This is a genomic window from Rhodococcus sp. ACS1 (genome assembly GCF_002300155.1).
In the GTDB taxonomy this organism is placed as follows: domain Bacteria; phylum Actinomycetota; class Actinomycetes; order Mycobacteriales; family Mycobacteriaceae; genus Rhodococcus_F; species Rhodococcus_F koreensis.
The window spans coordinates 526,279-545,410 of the sequence record NZ_NSDZ01000006.1 but is presented as its reverse complement, the minus strand read 5'-3'; the positions used below and the strand labels follow the sequence as shown (position 1 = coordinate 545,410).

Annotated in this window: 14 protein-coding genes and 2 pseudogenes; 1 reads left to right on the top strand and 15 read right to left on the bottom strand. The window is 64.8% G+C overall.

Translation table 11 applies throughout. The features are described from left to right. Positions 1-10: 10 nt before the first annotated feature. The 7 genes and pseudogenes from CJ179_RS31090 to CJ179_RS31060 all read right to left on the bottom strand — a co-directional run bounded on the left by CJ179_RS31090 (position 11) and on the right by CJ179_RS31060 (position 6,415). The gene (locus CJ179_RS31090) at positions 11-511 is read right to left on the bottom strand and encodes a MaoC family dehydratase (RefSeq protein ID WP_095863966.1); all 501 of its coding nucleotides are present in this window, start codon (positions 509-511) and stop codon (positions 11-13) included. Next, positions 508-1,281: a 3-oxoacyl-ACP reductase FabG gene (gene fabG / locus CJ179_RS31085; protein ID WP_095863965.1), complete on the bottom strand. Its 774-nt coding sequence runs from the start codon at positions 1,279-1,281 to the stop codon at positions 508-510. Before fabG ends, CJ179_RS31090 begins: the two co-directional genes overlap by 4 nt. A gap of 17 nt (positions 1,282-1,298) precedes the next feature. After that, a pseudogene (locus tag CJ179_RS31080) lies at positions 1,299-1,507 on the bottom strand (hypothetical protein); the annotation flags it as partial. Positions 1,508-1,734: 227 nt separating this feature from the next. Then, positions 1,735-2,571, bottom strand: a complete 837-nt coding sequence (locus CJ179_RS31075) for an SDR family oxidoreductase (protein WP_072943250.1) — start codon at positions 2,569-2,571, stop codon at positions 1,735-1,737. 130 nt (positions 2,572-2,701) lie between these two features. Further along, entirely contained in the window at positions 2,702-3,631 is a 930-nt protein-coding gene (locus CJ179_RS31070; protein WP_257015862.1) for an AraC family transcriptional regulator, read from the bottom strand. 110 nt (positions 3,632-3,741) lie between these two features. Next, positions 3,742-5,262, bottom strand: coding sequence for a long-chain fatty acid--CoA ligase (locus CJ179_RS31065; RefSeq protein WP_095863964.1), 1,521 nt, complete (start codon positions 5,260-5,262; stop codon positions 3,742-3,744). Between the two features lie 52 nt (positions 5,263-5,314). Further along, a complete protein-coding gene (locus CJ179_RS31060; RefSeq protein WP_257015860.1) occupies positions 5,315-6,415 on the bottom strand; it encodes a polysaccharide deacetylase family protein in 1,101 nt (366 codons plus the stop codon). Positions 6,416-6,517: 102 nt separating this feature from the next. Here CJ179_RS31060 and CJ179_RS31055 point away from each other — a divergent pair, with 102 nt between their 5' ends. Then, positions 6,518-7,534, top strand: a complete 1,017-nt coding sequence (locus tag CJ179_RS31055) for an NADP-dependent oxidoreductase (protein ID WP_095863963.1) — start codon at positions 6,518-6,520, stop codon at positions 7,532-7,534. A gap of 577 nt (positions 7,535-8,111) precedes the next feature. Here the strand turns inward: CJ179_RS31055 and CJ179_RS31045 are convergent. The 8 genes and pseudogenes from CJ179_RS31045 to CJ179_RS31005 form a co-directional block, all read right to left on the bottom strand. Next, positions 8,112-10,178 (bottom strand): FUSC family protein, encoded by a 2,067-nt coding sequence (locus tag CJ179_RS31045; RefSeq protein WP_095863962.1) that lies wholly within the window; start codon positions 10,176-10,178, stop codon positions 8,112-8,114. A 337-nt stretch (positions 10,179-10,515) separates the two neighbouring features. After that, positions 10,516-11,201: pseudogene (locus CJ179_RS54100) on the bottom strand (IS701 family transposase); the annotation flags it as partial. Positions 11,202-11,426: 225 nt separating this feature from the next. Then, positions 11,427-12,740, bottom strand: coding sequence for an MFS transporter (locus CJ179_RS31030; protein ID WP_083395864.1), 1,314 nt, complete (start codon positions 12,738-12,740; stop codon positions 11,427-11,429). A 317-nt stretch (positions 12,741-13,057) separates the two neighbouring features. After that, positions 13,058-14,227 (bottom strand): CaiB/BaiF CoA-transferase family protein, encoded by a 1,170-nt coding sequence (locus CJ179_RS31025; RefSeq protein WP_095863961.1) that lies wholly within the window; start codon positions 14,225-14,227, stop codon positions 13,058-13,060. 45 nt (positions 14,228-14,272) lie between these two features. Further along, the gene (locus CJ179_RS31020; RefSeq protein WP_072943237.1) at positions 14,273-15,064 is read right to left on the bottom strand and encodes an enoyl-CoA hydratase/isomerase family protein; all 792 of its coding nucleotides are present in this window, start codon (positions 15,062-15,064) and stop codon (positions 14,273-14,275) included. Continuing rightward, on the bottom strand, positions 15,061-16,311 hold the full coding sequence (locus tag CJ179_RS31015; RefSeq protein ID WP_095863960.1) for an NAD(P)/FAD-dependent oxidoreductase: 1,251 nt from the start codon (positions 16,309-16,311) through the stop codon (positions 15,061-15,063). The genes CJ179_RS31020 and CJ179_RS31015 overlap by 4 nt, the downstream gene beginning before the upstream one ends. A gap of 47 nt (positions 16,312-16,358) precedes the next feature. Further along, positions 16,359-17,516: an acyl-CoA dehydrogenase family protein gene (locus CJ179_RS31010; protein WP_095863959.1), complete on the bottom strand. Its 1,158-nt coding sequence runs from the start codon at positions 17,514-17,516 to the stop codon at positions 16,359-16,361. Continuing rightward, positions 17,513-19,084, bottom strand: coding sequence for a long-chain fatty acid--CoA ligase (locus tag CJ179_RS31005; RefSeq protein WP_072943234.1), 1,572 nt, complete (start codon positions 19,082-19,084; stop codon positions 17,513-17,515). Before CJ179_RS31005 ends, CJ179_RS31010 begins: the two co-directional genes overlap by 4 nt. Between the last annotated feature and the right edge of the window lie 48 nt (positions 19,085-19,132).

Here is a 19,132-nt window from a genome sequence, read left to right as displayed (position 1 = left end):
CGATCATTTGTCAGCGTGCAATCTCTCCGGTGGGGATTTCGCAAGTCTGCGAGGTTAATTCGGGAACGTAGATGCTGACAATCTCTGCAATACAAACCGGCTTGTCGGCATTCTCGCGTTCGATCGTGACGGCCGTGACAACCTGGACGCCCGAGGGGACGGTTTCAACGTTTACTATGTCAACCGCGGCCCGAATCCGCGAGCCGACGGGGACGGGTGCTGGGAATCGAACCTTGTTCGACCCGTAGTTGATTCCCATTCGGACGCCGTCGACGGCGTAGACCTCCCATACAAGCATCGGGATCATCGAGGTCAGCAGATGTCCGTGGGCGATGGTGGCGCCGAACGGTCCGTCAGCAGCCCGTGAGGGATCGACGTGAATCCACTGGTGGTCACCTGTCGCGTCAGCGAACGCGTCGATTTTCTCCTGGGTGAGGGTGTGCCATGACGAGTAGCCGATCCGGATGTTCGCCACCGCGTGCAGTCCGTCGATTCCGTTGAGTGTTTTCATACCTTGGGCCCTCCGGCGATGTAGAGAACCTGCCCGGAGACGAATCCGGCTCCCTCACTCGCAAGGAATGAGATCGCGTGTGCGATGTCGTCGGGGACCCCGACTCGGGCGACGGGGATGTCGGCGGCCGCCCTCTTCTTGAGATCGTCGAACTTCATTCCCATTCGCGCTGCCGTCGCGGCTGTCATCTCGGTCTCGATGAAACCGGGAGCAACGGCGTTGGCGGTAACGCCGAATTCGCCGAGTTCGAGGGCTAGAGTTTTGGTGAAACCTTGCAGCCCGGCTTTGGCTGCGGCGTAGTTCGCTTGACCGCGGTTTCCGAGCGCCGACACGCTCGAGAGGTTGATGATTCGCCCAAAACCGGCCTGAGTCATGTGTCCCTGAACCTCTCTCGTCATCAGGAACGAGCCACGCAAGTGGACGTTCATGACGGTATCCCAATCGGTGGCCGACATTTTGAACAGAAGATTGTCGCGGGTGACGCCGGCGTTGTTGACCAGAACGACCGGCGCTCCGAGTTCCGTTGTGATCTTATCCACTGCCTTCTCGACACCAGTTCCGTTGGAGACGTCTGCGCCGACAGCAAGTGCGGTTCCTCCGGCCTGGGTGATCGTGTCGACCACGTACTGGGCGGCGGCCTCCTCGAGGTCGAGGACGGCGACAGCGTGGCCGTCTGCTGCGAGCCGCTGCGCGACGGCGGCGCCGATTCCCCGTGCAGCACCGGTGACGATTGCGGTGCGGCGGTGTTCGGGATGGGGTGATGTGTTCACGAGATTGGGGGTACCTCTCAAGGATTGGATCGATGTGACTTCGGGTCAGGTGAGCATTCGAGGATCAGTGCCATGCCCTGTCCTCCGCCTACGCACATGGTTTCGAGGCCGAACTGCTTGTCGTGCGTCTGCAGTAAGTTGATGAGGGTGCTGGTGGTCCGCGCACCGGTCATGCCGAACGGGTGGCCCATGGCGATGGCCCACCGCTGACGTTCAGTCGCTGTTCGCCGACACCGAGCATGAGGTCGTCGATGTCGCTTGGATGGAGTGCAGGTACTTTCGCCAACGCGGCCGTGACCATCTGGACGGGGAGGTCATCGGGCCGAATGTCCTTCAATGAGTCCTCGATCGCTCTACCGATCGGCGAACGTGCGGTGGCGACGATGACAACTTCAGGCATGGTTGTTCCTTCAATCGGTGATTGCTGATGTGGAAGAAGATGGGGACGAAGGTTCAGCCGGCGCAGCCGGAGATCCCGCCGTCGAGCGGAATGATGGTGCCGGTCAGATAAGAGCCGGCACGGGAGGCCAAGAACCGGACCGTGCCGATCAGGTCGTCGGTTTGTCCGTAGCGGCCCAGTGGGACGCGCCCGACGAGCTCTGCCTCGACCTCTGGATCCGCCGCGACGTGTCCGAGCATGTCCGTCAAGACAGGCCCGGGGGCGATCGCGTTGACGGTAATACTGTCGGATGCCAGTTGCTTGGCTAAATGGCGGGTGACCATGTGCAGACCGGCTTTGCTCGCACTGTAGGAGTAGTTCTCCCAGCTAGGTGTAGTCAAGGCATCCACGCTGCCGATGTTGATGACATGAGCGGGCCGGTCGGGGCGTGCCGCATTGCGCAGAAGCGGAAGCGTTCCCGTGATGAGGTAGAACGGAGCGACAAGGTTGGTGTTGAGCACCTTCGTCCAACCGATGAGGGGAAACTCTTCAAGTGGCGCACCCCAGGTGGCCCCGGCATTGTTCACCAGGATGTCGATGCTTGTCAGGTGCTCGCCCAGCCAGTCGACCAGACCGGTCACCCCTTCGGCCGACGACAGGTCACTGGCGACGGGGGTGCAGCGTCCTGTCGTTCCCGCAGCGTCTGCCCCGGCATTGATGGCTTCGGCCGTCGCGCGGCACTGTTCTTCCTTTCGGCTGGTGATGACAACGTGGGCACCGCCCTGTACCAGGCCGCGGGCGATCATGGCGCCGATCCCTCGTGAGCCACCGGTTACGACGGCGGTCCTCCCGGCGACAGAGAAGAGGGTGTCGGGTGCCGGTCGCACTTCGGAGGTGGTTGCACTATTCATATTATCTACGCTAGGACCGCATTGACGTTATCTCTTGGAGGTCAGCGCACTTCGCTTGCGTCGCGCGCAGTAGACACAAGCGGAGCCGCGGGCAAGCCCGGTCGTCGAGCGGGCCCGCGGGTCTGCTGATTCAGTCGTTTTCGGCTGCCGCAAAACGTGTGTCGGACGGGCGCTCACCGAAGGCCCGCCGGTACGCATTACTGAAGGTGCTGAGGTCGCCGAATCCTGACGAGTATGCCACCTGAGTCACGCTCTGGTGGCTCCAGCCACGGTCCTGAAGACGCAACCGGGCCAACGCCAGACGCTCCTCTCGGATGAGGTCCGACGGCGTTGTCCCAATCCGCTGCAACTGGGCCTGAACGTGCCGGAGCGACCAGCCGAGACGCGTCGCGACCACGGCACCTGTGAGGTTCGGGTCGTGCGCATTTTCTCGAACAAAGCGTCGGATCGCGGTGACCAACCCTTCCTGAACATCGACGGAGGGGGCGGCCGTGTCTGCGTTGTAGGCGAGCGCCACGAGATCCACGATTCGGTCGGCGATCGCGTCGAATTGACTACCGGTGAGCTCGTGCCGCTCCCTGCGCAGACTACTGACCACGTCGACAACGACGCGCCCCAGTCCGGATGTCGCATCGAGGACGGTGCCGGCGTGCGGCAATGTCGGCACCCGCGCCTCGATCCGGTCACGGGGAATCACGAATGCAACGGAGGAGAAGCCGTCACCATGGCGCAGAACAGTCGCGGTGTCCAGCGACGTGAGAGCCATGACCGCCGGTGTGATCGTGGCTTCACGACGATCCTGCTCGAGGATCACTTCACCCCGGACCGGTAGGAGCAGTTCGTAGGCGCCATGTGGATGTCTGCGGATGTCGGCTGCCGTGCGGGAGAGGACCTCCGCTTCGCCCCACCAACGAACTAGCTGGTACGTGTCCGAATATTGATGCTGAAGGGTTCCCTGGTAGCTGTCCGCAAGGGAGAAGGCCATCGGACAGTGGATCGACGAGACCTGATCGCGCCACCAATCACCGCGCTCGCGCTGGTCGTGCTCGTTGCTGCGCAACGTATCGACGGAATACAAGGTCACAACACCTTCTCACACCGGTATGCCGAAACTGTGACTCGCGCCACCGTCGACGCTAGCGTGCGCCGGCGCCCACGCCTACGGCGTGATCATCGCAGAGCCCGCTTGAGGAGCTTTCCTGTCGCGTTCATCGGCAAGGTGTCCCTGAACTCCACCAGGCGCGGGTACTTGTAAGCCGCCAACCGTTCCCGTGACCAGCCGATCAGGTCTTCCTCCTTCAACTCCGATCCGGGCTCGCGGATGACGAAGGCTTTCACTTCCTCACCGATTCGCTCATCCGGGATTCCGACGACGGCCACGAGGCTGACCTCTGGATGGCCGGTGAGCACCTCCTCGAGCTCGCGCGGGTAGACGTTGAAGCCTCCCCGCACGATCAAGTCCTTGGCGCGATCGACGATGAAGTAGTAGCCGTCCTCGTCTCGCGTTGCGATATCGCCCGTGCGGAACCAGCCCTCGCGGATCACTTCCTTTGTCGCCTCGGGCCGCCCCAGGTATCCCTTCATCACGTTGTATCCACGTACGGCGAGTTCTCCTGGCTCCCCGGCGGGGACCTCGTTCCAGTGATCGTCGATGAGCTTCACCTCTACCCCCCAGATCGGTTTGCCGATCGATCCCGACCGGTTTGGTTGGTCGAGCGGGTTGAACGTGACGGTGGGACTGGTTTCGGAGAGTCCGTAGCCTTCCCGGATCCCGACACCGAAGACATCCCGGAACCGCTCCAGCACATCGACGGGCATGGCAGCTGCGCCGGACAGCGCGATTCGCAGGAGACCGGCGAGGTCAACGTCAATTCCGTCAGCGGCCCTATTGAGCAGAGCCCAGTACATCGTCGGGACACCGGCGAAGACTGTCACCCGGTGCTGCGTGATCAACGCCAGGGCCTCGGCTGCGTCGAATCGTGGCAGCAGGACCAGGGTGGCCCCCACTGCGAAGCCGGCGTTCAGCTGTACGGTCTGTGCGAAGGAGTGGAAGAGCGGAAGAGTGACCAGGTGTACGTCGTCGGCGCGGGCGTCGAGCAGTTGGTTATGCCCGATGGCGTTGAGGACCATGTTGGCGTGGGAGAGCTCCGCCCCCTTCGGCTTGCCGGTCGTCCCGCTCGTGTACAGGACCACCGCTGTGTCCGTTGCCTCGGTCACCTGCAGGACGTCTTCCACTGGGTGTTCGGCCAATGCCTCAGCCAAGGTTGTTCCCACGCCTGGATCATCGAGCAAAGCGGGGCCAAGGATGACCAGTTGCTCGCAGGATTCGACGTCCTGGAATCCGCGCCACGCCTCGTCGTCGAGCCCCGGCACGGTACAGAAGTATGCCGTCGCGCCCGAGTCACGGAGGTGGTAGGCAACCTCCTCCCGCTTGAGCATCGTGTTGAGCGGCACGACGGCTCCACCGGCCTTGAGGATGCCGAAGTAGACAATCGGAAACTCGACAACATTCGCGATCGTCAGGGCAACGCGGTCGCCTGAGCGCAACCCCAGGGAGAGAAGATATTGGGCAACACTGTTCGCAGCCGCATCGATTTCACCGAAGGTGAGGGTTCGGTCACCTTCGATGACAGCGGTTCTGCTGGGAGTGCGTCGAGCAGTGTCGGCAAGCATGGTGGCCAGGTTGAGCATGATCCTGCTTTCAGATGATGACGGTGTAACGTTGTGAATGTGGATTGCCGACTCAGGACCAATCCCAGTCGTATTCAGCTCCCACCCGCTTTGCCAACGGCTTGAACATGCGCTCTTCGTAAGTCGCCATCGTGTCGAGGCCGGGAATGGGCGCGAGGTTCAGGATCTCGGCAAGCCGCTCGAAGTCGAGTTCAGGTTTCGGCAAGCCCGCAGCAAGCGCGAATCTCTGTAGTTGGTTGGTGAAGCTCTCATTACACGGCGGCTTCCCGAAGTTCACCGGATGCTTCATCGCCTCATCGAGGGTTACAAACTCCACGCCACGCTCGAGGAATGCCTCCAGGATCGGAGCGAGGGTGTCACGAGAGATCGTGGTGCCGTGTACGAGCCAGATGAGGGGTGCGTCGGCACCGAACAGGGTGTGCGCGGTGTCCGCGTGCTTGTAGAGCATGTCAACCGCGGTCGACACGTGCAGGTCGCGTACCTGCTTCTGCACGTCCTTGTCGCCTAGGGTCATCGCGCGGAAGTAAGGCATGATGAACGCGAAATCACTGAACCAACTGGTGATCGGGGCAGTGCGGTAGCCGAGATCTGCGAGGTAGTTCTCGACTTCCCCTCGACGTCGTTCGGATCCTGATGACATGTCCATGGGGTACCGGAAGTACTTCGACGGTGCGGCGTCGATCAGATGACCGATGTACTTCTCGGCCGTCTCAAAATCGCGTCGGAATGCCGCGTCGGGCATCCAGCGCAATGGAGCGTGCTGGTGAGTGTGGTTACCCAGGTGATGGCCCGCTTCGGCCCACGCCTCGAAGGCCTCGATTTGCTCTGGCTCGTTCTCGAGCCGGTATGTGTGAGAGAAGCCGTAGGTGCCCTTGAGTCCGTAGTCGTTCAGCGTTTTCGCCACAGACCGCGTGATGTCGGTGGGAGTCGTGTCGTCCGGCATGGGAACGCCGTCCCACAGGACGAAGTCATCGATCGTGACCGCAATCTCGAGAGGGCGGTCGGCGCGTGTGTCATTCATTGCGTTGACTCCGGATCTACCAGGAGGACTCCTCGGCACGAAGCCCATTTCCACCGACCCTATGAAGTGATGGACATCACGTCTTGGCTGTTTGCGCGCATCAGCTTTTATCAGGCGCACCGTATTCGGCATTGAGATGCGCGCTGTGCGCGCTCGTCGAATCCCGTGCGCATAGGGCCAAGTTTCGCCTCGTCATGACTTCTACCGTCGTTGGTGACGAAGGAGTAGCACACCGTGAATTCATCACAACAGATCGTCCTGGCGCAGCGCCCCCACGGGCACGTGAGCTCGGAGGACTTCCGAGTGGAGGACGTCGCCCTGCCCGAACTCAAGGCTGGCGACGTCGCACTCGAGACCCTCTTCATCTCGATCGATCCGGCCATCAGGGGCTGGCTCGACGACCGACCGAGTTATCTTCCGCCAGTCGCAATCGGAGAGCCAGTTCGCGCTTTCGGACTGGCCCGCGTGACCGCCTCACGCAACAGCAACTTCACCGCGGGCGACATCGTTCGTGGCTTCGTCGGCTGGCAACGGCACCAGATCGTCAGCTCGCCCGGTACCGACTGGGACCGAATCGCATCACGCGAGGACGTCCCCTTGGAGCACTACCTTGGCATCCTCGGGATGACGGGCCTGACCGCGTGGGCCGGAGTGTGCGACATCCTGCGGCCGGAACCAGGGCACACCGTCTTGATCTCCGGCGCCTCTGGCGCAGTCGGAAGCGTGGCCGTCCAACTCGCGAAGCAGGCGGGCGCACAGGTTGTCGGCATCGCAGGAGGCGCCGAGAAGTGCTCGATGGTGGCCCGACTGGGCGCCGACGCCGTCGTCGACCGCAAGGCCCCTGATTGGAAGGACCAGCTCGAGGCGGCAACACCGGACGGCATCGACCGCCTCTTCGAAAACTCGGGGGGCCCGATGTTCGAGGCATCGATCACCCGGCTGAACAACCACGCACACATCGCGTTGTGCGGCCTGATCGACGGCTACAACTTGACCGAACGCCCCTCCGGCCCAAACAACTTCGGACAGCTTCTCACCAAGCGTGTCCTCACCCAAGGATTCGTCGTGCTCGACTACATGGACCGCGCAGCAGAGGTTGAAACCACGCTTGGCGAACTCATCAGTTCCGGACAGTTGGAGGCCGTGCAATCGGTATTGCCCGGATTCGAGGAGCTGCCGGCCGCCTTCGTGGACTCGTTCCCCAACGGCCAACCGGGCAAGCTCATCATCGATCTGACTGCCAGCCTCTGAAACCACCTCAGTCGGAGCTTCGTATTTCGTCATCGCGCGGCCGGCATACGGCCCCCGACGCAGGCGAGGTATCCCACCGATCCACCTCTACTGCAGGTCCTCGCCAACTCCGTCCACTGGGATCACTCCGCCCCTGTCGGCACGCCCGTCGATTTGCACAAGGTGTTGACCACCGAGCCCGCCCGACGCGCTCACAATCTGCTCGGGCTCGACGAACAATAGGTGAGCGGGCCGACGAATCCGCCTGCCCCTACACTCGCGGCGGCCGCGATGACGGAATCATCGTTCGCGCCGACGGGGCGATCGCCTACGGGCCGATCTGGAACTGGACCACAAGTTCGGCGTGGGCACATGTCACCCGACATCGGCTGACCGTGAACCCCGTCTACGCCAAACTCCATGAACTGGGTGTCCCCGATCATCAGCAGCAACTCTCCCACCTCATCAAAGGCAGCCACCTCGACCGCGGCCCCCTCACCTGGCTACGCCGCGGATGGCCCGCCCTCTTCGAACATGCGCCGACACCCTCCCCGCATCCGACAACTGAGCTGAGCGCCCGGGAGTGTGTACGACGCCATCAGACACGCGTCAATGCCTCCCCCATCGTGCGGTTGAGGGTGCTGAGCGAGCGGACGGCACTGCGAACCGGCCCGGGTGTGGTAGTCGACCGCAGCATGACGTCGGGTGCCGAGGTTTCGGTGAGTTTCTCTGGAGGCTCTACGTGCTCGCCGGCGAGTGCGCGTTTGACGTCGGCGATGGTTGCCTTGGTGACGTCGGCTGCTTGGCGCAATGCCTTCGCGGTCGCCTGCGACGGTCCGCTGTCCGGTTCGCCGCGAGAGGCGCTGACCCCTGCTCGGGCGAGTGCATGAGACGACCGATTGCTGGCCGTCATGATCCGCAACAGCCGTTTTGCTCCCCGACGGGTCCGCGTCGTCGGTCCCATTTCCAAGGGTTTGCCCGCCGTGACAAGGTCCTTCAGCGCGTTGTCCAGCTTCCGGATGTCGGCGACGAGGTCAGTCTCGTGGCCTGGTTGGACGACGGCTCCGATACCGGTGTCGATGATGGCAGTCATCTGATCGAGGTAGTCGTCGATCTTCGAGATCAGCGTCGATCTCGTTCCGGTGGAGAAGATGAAGCACGCCGCCGCTATTCCGACGATTCCCCCGGCCGCCGTTTCGTAGATGCGCAGTTCTAGTACCTCGATGCTGAATGTGCCGAGCAGTCCGTACAGCATCGCAAGCATGACGGTAACGAAGAAGGAGAGCAATGCGTAGGCAACCGTGACGAGGTAGAACGCGAAGAATACGCAGACAACGAGCAGGAGCAGCTGCAATGGCTGGTTGTTTCCGACCAACGCGGACAGCAATACTCCTGCAAGAACTCCCGCGATGGTGCCGACGACGCGGTGGCCTGCGCGCGAGAGAATCTCACCGCGGGTAGACGCTCCGGTGAAAACGAGGAAGGCCGTCAGGACCGCCCAGTACCAGCGGTCGGGCGAGATCAGCTCACCGAGAATCGTTGCAGCGCTGGTCGCGACGGCTACCTGGATCGCGGCTTTGGTGCTCGGATTCCATCCGGTGTCCGCCTCTTCGGCCTCGTCCGGTTTCTTCCTCGGCTCGGATTCTGTTCGCAGGGCATTGTTGGTGATGTGATGGATCGCGATGTGTGCCTGCACTGCTCGCATCGCGACGGCGGTCGCGATACCCTCCGGAGTCGATGGATCGGACTTGTTTGCGGCCGCGGTGGCGAGGCGTCGGGCAGCGCGGAGTTGGTTGTCCGACGGATTGTTCTGCAGGCACGATCCCAGTGCCGTGGTCGCCTGCCCCAGCGAGTTCGGCCACGACTTGTTCGGGTCGAGCGCCCACAGCGCGCTGACGAGTTGTTCGGTAGCGATTTGCGCGTCGAAGATGCGAACGGACAGATCATCGTTTGTGACACTCAGGAGCTGGGCTGCATCGTTGCGGTCGAGCCAGTCGTCGATCATCAGCGCGGTGCTTCCGAGCCGGTCGAGTTTCTTGCGGAGTAGATCGAGATTCCGATCACCCCTGTTCGACGCCACCTCCAGCACGTCGATCGACGCGGCCCGCAGCGCCCGAACCAACCGTTTGAGTTCGAGCCCGGGCCGGTCCGGCAGGATCACTGTACGGACGAGGAGCGAGATACCGACGCCGGCGACGACGGACACGGCGAGGATGGGAATCTGCCCAGGCTCGGCCCGAAGGAAGAGCGCGAAGAAGTAGCAGATGAACGCAACCATTCCGAGCGCCGTCCCTCGGGGGCCGTAGCGCCGCACCCAGACGGCCGCGAAGAGCACCGCGATGAAGCCCACATCGGCGACCTTCCCGAACTGTGACAGCACCGCGGACATCGACACCGCTGCGATTGCAGGAAACACGAGCAGCAGTGTCGTGATCACCCTGCTGTGCTGATCCCTGTCCTTGACCGCCGCCGAGGACTGCATCGCGACGACCGTCCCGAGCAGCGCGACGGTGAGTGGCTGGCCGATCACGTTGGAACCCGGTAGCAGCACCACCATCGCGAGCACGACGGTGATCGTCGTGGCGGTTGCGGCACGGAGCCGCAGCCTGCCGGGATCGGAGACCGCGAGAAAACGGACCGTCTCCTGTACGAACCGAAAAGCCATTCACCGATTGTGCGCCTTCAGCACCCGCGCATCCGTCATGACACCCCTACACATCGCGGTGCTCTGCGATATCACCCAATCCCGAAATACTTCCTGCCGATCGTTAATCCTATGCACCGTACGTTGATTCGGGAAGTGTTCGCGTCCTACCCATCGCGGTCAGTCTCGGACGATATCGCTTCTGATCGTGTCCGCGTGTTCGGTAATGGCAGATGCGGGCCTGGTGCTGTCGGCGTCTCCGCCAGTGTGACCAGGACCAGACGTGCTCGTCGGGGTGCACGTGCCGCAGGATCAGATGCACGAGCAGTCGCCGGATCTGAAGGTACCGTGTAGCCGATCATGCCCTGATCGTCGATCCCGATTCCCCGTCTACTGCTTCGGTTTCGTCCCGGCCAGCCAGCGAGGGCGAGCATCGACAAGGTGGTGTGGGCGTACCAGGCACGGTAGGTGCGCACCTGATACTGGTCCAGGCCGGCCTCGCTGCGGGCCTACTGGAAGCATTCCTCGACCCGCCACCAGGAGCCGGCGGCGGCGAGTTCGGTGAGCGTGGTGCGGCGGGGTCCGGCGCAGATGTAGTCCGCGATCTCGGTCGGATCCGACAGGGATCGGCGGGCGAGCAGCCAGTGCCCCCGCCCGGGTGCCCAAGCGATCCGGATCGGGATCCGCACCCAGGAATACTCCCGCGGGCCGTGCCCGCCGTCGCCGGCAGAGATACGGCGCCACTCTTCGGCGGGACCGCGGCGATCGTCTCGTCTGCCCGGCCGGTGTGCCCGCCGGGATAAAGACGTCGTCGCCCACGCGAGTGGCCAGCACGTAGGAAATATCGCGTTCGACGAGCCAGACCCGCAGAGGTCCATGATTCGGGCAGGTACAGCTCCCGGTCGATCAACGCGTGCCCAGCGGAACTCGCGTAGGCGAGGAACACCCCGATCTGACATTGTCCACCCACCCAGCGGTGCCCGAGTACTGGCGCTGCACGCCGGCCGAGCGGGTGCCCTTCTTCAAGAACCCGGTGTCGTCGACCTATGCCGACATCGGCATAGGTCGATGATTCGCACACCGGCCACGTTGCTGATATGGCCTGCGAGCCCGATATCGGCGGTCCGCAAGGGAATGTGCACTGCTTGTTCGAGCAGCAGCTTCATGCTCAGACTTTCGGTGGATTCAGTCCCCGAGGTGTCGACAAGCGTTCCCCGTGGTGGATCCGATGCGATCGAAATCCACCACGGGCGCAGCTGAGCGCGCGCTCTACCTGCCAGCCGCCGCGGACATCGCGGCGACGTCACGTTCCGGCTTGATCAGAAGCGCGCCGATCACTCCCGCGACGATCAGGATTCCCCCGAGCAGGGCGAAGCCTGACTGATAGCCCGCGAGCGGAGTCGCCGAGCCCGTCACGAAGCCACCCAGCATCAGCGGCGCGAGAACGCCACCCATGCTGTAGCAGGCGACGATGATGCCGATCACGGTGCCGCGCTGTGTCGCGGGGACGACGTCGGAGATCAGCGTCCACGCCACCCCCTGTGCCCCCACGACGAGGGCGGCTCCGACTACCAGCAGAGCGATCTGCAGCGGACCGCGTTCGGGAACCATCCACACCGAGGTGCTGAGGCCGCCCACCGTGACCAGTGCACAGGGCAGCAGACCTCGCGCGGCGCGCACACTCATGCCCCGCTTGGTCATCGCCCGGGAGACCGCGCCGAAGGCGATCATCAGCACCGCGCTGAGCAGGTACGTCAGCGAGACCAGCCAGCCGGCAGTCTTCGCGTCGTAGCCGGCGCCCTGTCGCAGCGCCAGCGGCAGCCAGCTGATCTTCGTTGCCGCTGTGCAGAAGGTGGCGAAGAACAGCACCGTGACCCCGATGACGGTGCCGGAGAACAGCAGCCGCCGGAACGGCACGTGCTCGGGCAGCAGGGCGATCGACGACTGCTGGTGCCCGGCCACCTCCGGGCCCTCGCGGCCGAGGAGCAGCCAGGCCACGACGAACAGCGCACCCGCCACCGCCGCGACCGCGAAGGCTGCATGCCAGTCGAAGCTGGTGATCAGTGCGGTGATTACCGGCGCGGCGACGACCGGGCCAACTGCGACGCCGGCGCCGACGATGGAGGTAGGCAGGGCCCGCTTCTCCGGGGCGAACCAGGTGTGGGTGACGCTGAAAGCCATGGCAGCGCTGGGCCCTTCGGCAAATCCCAGCAAAATCCGGGTGATGATCAGGACCGTGAAGCTGGTGCTCCAGATCATCGGGACCAGACTGAGGGTCCATAGAAGAGCGACGCCGCCGAGCAACCAGCGAGCCGGTACCTTGCCGACGAAGTACCCACCGAGGATGGCGCCGACGGCGAAGAGCCAGAAGAATGCGCTCTGCATGAGGCCGAACTGGCTGGCGTCGATGCGGAGATCCCGCATCATCTCGACACCGGCGAGGCCGACGATCGCCTTGTCAGCGTAGTTCAGCAGCAGGAATGTGAACAGCAGCACGACGATCGTCCAGGCCTGACGCCTGGTCACCGGGCCGCGCGCCGCGGCTTCCGGCTTTGCTGCCGGTGAAGACTGGTCAACAGTCATGAGCGACCTTCCTCGAATGAAGAGTTTATCGGAGGGGTGGGAGGCGAACCCACACGATTCCTGCCCGGCGCGGTGACGCTCACACGGGGCTTCGCCTCTCAAGAGTGAAGCACGCCACACCGACCGAAGCAAGAGCTATACCCGACTAACAATTAACTTAAGCGTGTTCTTACAGTTAAATTAAAGATCATCTTTCGAACACCACTTCACTAATGGCGTTCTCGGACGCGCGCAGAGCCAGCCACGTGGGCCGCCGGGCGTTAAGGGCCCCCGGCGCCGCCGGGGGCCCTCCGTTGTGGGGCTGATCGCCGGTATTGCTACGCAATCACGCCTTGCGCCCGCAGTCCGGCGATGCGGCCGGGAACGTAACCGACTTCGGCGAGTACGTTTTCGGTGTCGGAGCCGATGACCGACGCGCGGGACGGCTCGGCGGCCGGGGTGCCGGAGAACCGCGGCGCGGGAGCGGGTTCGATTGCCCCGTCGAGGCCAGTCCTGAATGTGCCGCGCGCGTGGTTGTGTGGATGCCGAGGGGCTTCGGTCAGGGACAGGACGGGAGTCACACAGGCTCCCCTGCCGGCGAACACGCGCTCCCAGGCATCGCGATCGCGACTGCCGAAGACCTCGCCGAGAGTCTTGCGCATGGCTCGCCACGCGGTGCTGTCGCGTCGGTCGGCGAAGTCCGGGTCGTCCTCGAGTCGCAGAACCTGGAGCAGGGCCCCGTACGACCGCTCGTCCCCGATGCCGAGGGCGACGTGCCGGTCGTCGGCGCAGCGATAGACCCCGTAGCAGGGGCTGCCGCCGTCGATCGAGTTGCGTTCTCGTTCGTCTTCCCAGCCTCCCGCGTTGAGGAAACCGTGGATCATCGCCAGCAGCGTGGCCGAGCCGTCGGTCATCGCGGCGTCGACCACCTGGCCCCGTCCTGTGCTGCGCGCGCTGAGGATCCCGGCGAGCAGGCCAAAGGCCAACAGCATGCCACCGCCGCCCATGTCACCGATTAGGTTGAGCGGCACGACCGGCTCGTCGGCCGGCCCGATGGCGTGCAGGGCCCCGCTGAGGGCGATGAAGTTGATGTCGTGCCCCGGCTCGGCGGCCAAAGGACCATCCTGACCCCAGCCCGTCATCCGGCCGTAGGCCAACGCCGGGTTGCGCGCCAGCAGGGCATACGGTCCGATACCCAGACGCTCGGCGACTCCCGGGCGGAAGCCTTCGATCACGGCGTCCGCGGTGTCGATCAGCGCTCGTACGACGTCGGTGCCCTGCCCGTGCTTGAGGTCGATCGTGACCGAGCGCCGATTGCGGTGCAGGATCGGGTGGGGGTTGGGCTTCCCCGCGTCCTGTGGTCGGTCGATGCGGATTACCTCGGCACCGAGGTCGCCGAGCAGCATGCCGGCGAAGGGGCCGGGACCGATGCCTCCGAGTTCGACGACACGGATGCCGGACAGTGGCCCGCGGTGGGCCGTGGCTTTTCTAGGGGCGGTGGGAGTCATGGTGGGAGCTCTCGTTCGGAATTGGGCGTCGCCTCCACACGGGAGTCAGGCGATCACGAATCGGGGCGCGCGCTTTTCCACGAAGGCGACACGCGCCTCCTCGGCGTCCGGGGAGGCCGCGCACGTGGCGAACTGCTCTGCTTCGAGGGGTAGGTAGTCCCCCAGGGACAGGCTCGTGGCCGCCTGCAGGTTGCGCCGCGCCGCCGCGACGGCTGTGGGCGAGTGGGACGCGATCTCGGTAGCGGTGGCCATCACCCTCGCCGAGAGTTCCTCGGGTGGTAGCACGTCGTTGACCAGTCCCCAGTCGAGCAATTCGGTGCCGCGCAGTCTCGGGGAGAGCAGAAGCAACTCTTTCGCCCGGAGCGGCCCGACGAGCCGGGTCAGGTGCCACACACCGCCGAGGTCGCCGCCGAAGGCGACCTTGACGAACGCGGTGCTCATCACGGCCGTCGTCGAGGCGTACCGGAAGTCGCAGTTGAGCGCGAAGGACATCCCGGCGCCGGCGCAGCCACCGCGGATCTCCGCGATGGTCGGTGTGTTCATGTCGTGCATGCAGGTCACCAGACGCGTGTAGCGCATGAGCGACGTACGGCCCCGCAGGTGGTCACCCGCCGGGTATGGCGGCGGGTCGGTGTCGGCGTTGTCGCGTCCGACAGAGAAGTGGTCGCCGGTGCTGGTGATGACGACCGCCCGGATGCCACGGTCGTTCTCCGCCCGTTCGAGGGCGGCGAGCAGCCCGTCGGCCATCTCGATCGTGAAGGAGTTGCGGCGCTCGGGGCGGTTCATCGCGATCGTCGCGACACCGTTTTCTTCTCGGTATACGACCGTGTCGGTCATGGTTGTGTCCTCACTGCTGGAACGTCTGTGATGGGTGATGGAACCGGGCCGACACCGGCCGTCGTCGGTGTGCGCTGCGGAGGCGGTGCATCGGCGACGAGCCGCGCTCGCCACGTGCGCGCGATCCGCGGCATGTTCCAGGCGGCCACGGCGCGGGTGCGCCCGTCCGCGTCGAACTGCACGGCGGCGAACGGCCCTTCCTCCGGATCACCGTCGACGACCGTGAACCCGAGGTCACCCGAGATGCGCCCGTAGACCTGGATCCTGTTGTCGTACTGGTCTGTCCAGAAGTACGGGATCGGTGCGAACGGGATGCGGTGGCCGAGCAGCGTCCGGGCAGCCGCCATCCCCTGCTCTGTCGCGTTCATGCGGTGTTCGACGCGAATCCGGCCGAACCGAGGATGGATCCACGAGGCGACGTCGCCTGCGCCGACGATGCCGGGCGCGGCCTCGCAGCACTCGTCGCACAGCAGCCCGTCACCGACCGGCAGACCGCTGTCGCGCAGCCAGTCGACCGCAGGTACCGAGCCGATCGCGACCACGACAACCCGGGCGGGAGTCACCGTGCCGTCGTCGAGACGCACACCGGCAACCCGGCCGTGCTCTTCCGTGAAGCCGACGACTCCGGTGCCGCACCGCAGGTCCACTCCGCGGTCGATGTGCAGCCGGGCGACCCGGGCCGCCATACCGGCACCCAGTTGGCGCACCATCGGCGCGTCCAGCGGATCGACAATCGTTACAGCACACCCTAATTCTCGGGCAACCGCCGCGGCCTCGGCGCCCAGGAAGCCGGCGCCGACGACCACGACGGGCGGGCGCTCCTGCAGTGCCTCCCTGAGGTCCCACGCGTCGTCGAGACCGCGCAGCACGTGCACGCCGTCGAGGTCGTGTCCGAACGGAAGTCGCCGGGGCCGCACCCCGGTTGCGACGACCAGTCCGTCGAACGGTACTCGTGTGCCGTCGCCCAATTCGACGGTGCGCGCACCCAGATCCAGGCGCTCCGCTCTGATACCCAGCAACCAATCCACGTCGAGGGCGTCGAGCGACTCCTGGGCGCGCAGAGCGACGCGCTCACGTTTCCACTCGCCGCGCAGGACCTGTTTGGACAGGGGCGGTCGGTCGTACGGGGCGTGCGGCTCGTCGCCGATCACCGTCAACCGCCCCTCGAAGCCGTCCCGGCGCAGTGTTTCGGCGGCGGTCAATCCCGCCGCCGATGCGCCGACGACGACGACATCTCGGAGTGTCATCGAATGTTCCTTCGGTTGGGTTCGCTCACGACGTTCAGCGCTCTCGTCTACAGGCTGAGGTCTTTGGCGATGATGGTCTTCATCACCTCGCTGGATCCGCCGTAAATGCGGTTGACGCGGATATCGGTGTACAGCCGGGCGATGGGGTATTCGCGCATGTAGCCGTAACCGCCGTGCAGTTGCAGGCACTTGTCGATCACCCGGCCGGCGGTCTCGGTCGCGAACAGCTTGATCCGCGCCGCGTCCGCCGGGGTCAGTTCCCCGACTGCCTCCAACTCGATACCCCGATCCACCAGTGCCTGCGAGGCCTCGACCTCTGTGGCGCACTCCGCCAGCACGAACTTCGTGTTCTGGAATGCCGCCACCGGCCGGCCGAAGACGACTCGTTCCTTGACGTACTCCTTGGCGTGTTCGATCGCGGCTGCGGCCCGTCCGGTGGCGTCGACGCCGACCAACAGGCGCTCACGAGGCAGATTCTGGCCCATGTAGGCGAACGCCTTGCCCTCCTCGCCGAGCAGATTTTCCACCGGCACAACGATGTCGGTGAAGGACAATTCATTGGTGTCGCTCGCCTTGAGGCCGATCTTGTCGAGATTGCGGCCGAGTTCGAAGCCCGTGCTGTCGGTGGGCACGACCAGCAGGCTCAGGCCGGTGCGGCGGTCGTCCTCAGTCGGGAGTGAGGTGCGGGCGACCACGACGCACAGCTCGGAGTTGCGGGCACCGGAGATGAAGGTCTTCGCACCATTGAGCACATAGTGAGTGCCGTCCTCGGACAGCCGTGCGGAGGTCCGGATGCCTGCCAGATCCGAGCCGGTGCCCGGTTCGGTCATTGCGATGCACAGGACCGTATCGCCCGATGCGATCCCGGGCAGCCACCGCTTCTTCTGCTCCTCGGTGGCCAGGGTGAGTAGGTAGGGCAGGACCATCCCGGTGCTGAGCCCGTAGTGGCCGAGCATGATGACGGCGCGGGCGCTTTCCTCGGAGAGGATCGCCTGATACTTGAAGCTGACCTCGCCCGGGCCCCCGTATTCCTCGGGGATGCCGAAACCGGTGACGCCGATGTCACCGAGTTTGCTGAACAGATCGCGGGGCGGGTGGCCGGCTGCTTCCCAGTCCGGATAGTGGGGAACGACCTCCTTGGCGATGAAATCGCGGATCATCGTGCGGAATTCGTCGTGGTCGGTGTCGTAGACGGTGCGTTTCATGTCGGCTGCTCGTTTCGGGAAGTCGTTGGAAGGGTGGTGTCGCGGTCGGTGTATGCCGCGCGGAGTTCACGTTTGAGGATTTTTCCGGTGCCCGAGACCGGCATGGCGCCGACGAAGTCGACCGTGCGCGGCGCCTTGTAGCCCGCGATGAGGGTCTTGGTGTGAGCGCGCAGTTCTTCGGCAGTGACCGTGTGGCCCGGCCGCGGCACGATCACGGCGTGCACCCGCTCGCCCCAATCCGGGTCGGGGACGCCGATCACCGCACAGGACGCCACCGCCGGGTGGGCGGCCAGGGCATTCTCCACCTCCGCGGAGTACACGTTCTCACCACCGGTGATGATCATGTCCTTGAGGCGGTCGACGATGTAGAGGTAACCGGCCTCGTCGAGGTATCCCCCGTCGCCGGTGTGCATCCAGCCGTCCCGGAGTGCGGTCGCGGTGGCTTCCGGCTTGCGCCAGTACCCGGCCATGACGTGGTCGCCTCTGGTCACGACCTCGCCGATCTGGCCGGGAGGGAGGCGGTGACCGTCCGGGTCGACGACGGCGATCTCGACGGTGGGCGTGGCCCGGCCGACCGAGCGTAGTCGGGCGCCTCCGGTCCTGTGCTCGTCGCCGCCGAGGACGGTCAGCACGCCGGTCTCGGTCATCCCGTAGACGTGGACGAAGTTGATCGAGGGGAAGTGTTTCATTGCCAGGTCGAGCAGGCTTTGCGGGGTGCCCGATGCGCCGTACCCGATGAATTCGAGGCTGCTGACGTCGTAGGAGTCGAAGTCGGGGTGCTCGCAGAGCCTTTGGATCATGGCGGGAACGAGCGCACACCCGGTGACGCGGTGTTCGTCGATTGCGCCCAGTACGGCCTCCGGCGTGAAGGTGGGCAAGAACACCAGGGTGCCGCCGAGCAGGGTCTGGCCGTACCAACTGAGAAGGGCTCCGATGTGGAAGAGCGGTGCCGTGCACAGCGTGGCTCCGCCACGTTTCACCGACGACCCGGCGAGGTGGTAGCTCAGCAAGGAGGTCATGAAGGAGCGGTGGGTGACCATCACGCCCTTGGGTTTGCCGGTGGTGCCGCCGGTGTAGAGCAACATCGCCAGCTCGTCGCCGCCTCGATGGATGTGGGGAACCGGTGCCGCGCCGGCGACCAGTTCCTCGTAGGCGAGCATGCCCTCGGGGGTCGGCCCGGCGCCGCAGTAGATCAGGGTGCGTAGGCCGGGGGCTCGCTCACGCAGCTCGGGGCCGAAGTGTGCGAACGCGTCGTCGACGAACAGTACCTCGGTGCCGGAGTCGGTCAGCGCGTAGGCGATCTCAGCGGCGGACCATCGGGTGTTGATGGGGTTCGCCACTGCGCCGGCCCACCAGCTGGCGAAGAATACTTCGTGGTGGTGGGCGGAGTTCAGCGCCACGATGCCGACCCTGTTGCCGGTGCCGACGCCGATCCGCTGGAGTGCCCCGGCCAGTCGAGCCACCCTGTCGGCGACCTCTCGGGTGGTGCGGGAACAGTCGCCGTCGACGGTCATGACCTCATCGGGCCACTGCTCGAGTGCGCGGTGTAAGGCGTGGGTCAGATACATGACAACTCCCGCTGCGCCGTCCGGCGGAACCGTCGGATCGGATGGTGG

Bases quoted from the DNA above. Each gene is read 5' to 3' on its own strand.
- CJ179_RS31075 (WP_072943250.1), bottom strand. From the start codon at position 2,571: ATGAATAGTGCAACCACCTCCGAAGTGCGACCGGCACCCGACACCCTC.
- CJ179_RS31005 (WP_072943234.1), bottom strand. From the start codon at position 19,084: ATGTATCTGACCCACGCCTTACACCGCGCACTCGAGCAGTGGCCCGAT.
- CJ179_RS31060 (WP_257015860.1), bottom strand. From the start codon at position 6,415: ATGCCGAATACGGTGCGCCTGATAAAAGCTGATGCGCGCAAACAGCCA.
- CJ179_RS31025 (WP_095863961.1), bottom strand. From the start codon at position 14,227: ATGACTCCCACCGCCCCTAGAAAAGCCACGGCCCACCGCGGGCCACTG.
- CJ179_RS31065 (WP_095863964.1), bottom strand. From the start codon at position 5,262: ATGCTCAACCTGGCCACCATGCTTGCCGACACTGCTCGACGCACTCCC.
- CJ179_RS31015 (WP_095863960.1), bottom strand. From the start codon at position 16,311: ATGACACTCCGAGATGTCGTCGTCGTCGGCGCATCGGCGGCGGGATTG.
- CJ179_RS31020 (WP_072943237.1), bottom strand. From the start codon at position 15,064: ATGACCGACACGGTCGTATACCGAGAAGAAAACGGTGTCGCGACGATC.
- CJ179_RS31045 (WP_095863962.1), bottom strand. From the start codon at position 10,178: ATGGCTTTTCGGTTCGTACAGGAGACGGTCCGTTTTCTCGCGGTCTCC.
- CJ179_RS31090 (WP_095863966.1), bottom strand. From the start codon at position 511: ATGAAAACACTCAACGGAATCGACGGACTGCACGCGGTGGCGAACATC.
- CJ179_RS31010 (WP_095863959.1), bottom strand. From the start codon at position 17,516: ATGAAACGCACCGTCTACGACACCGACCACGACGAATTCCGCACGATG.
- CJ179_RS31030 (WP_083395864.1), bottom strand. From the start codon at position 12,740: ATGACTGTTGACCAGTCTTCACCGGCAGCAAAGCCGGAAGCCGCGGCG.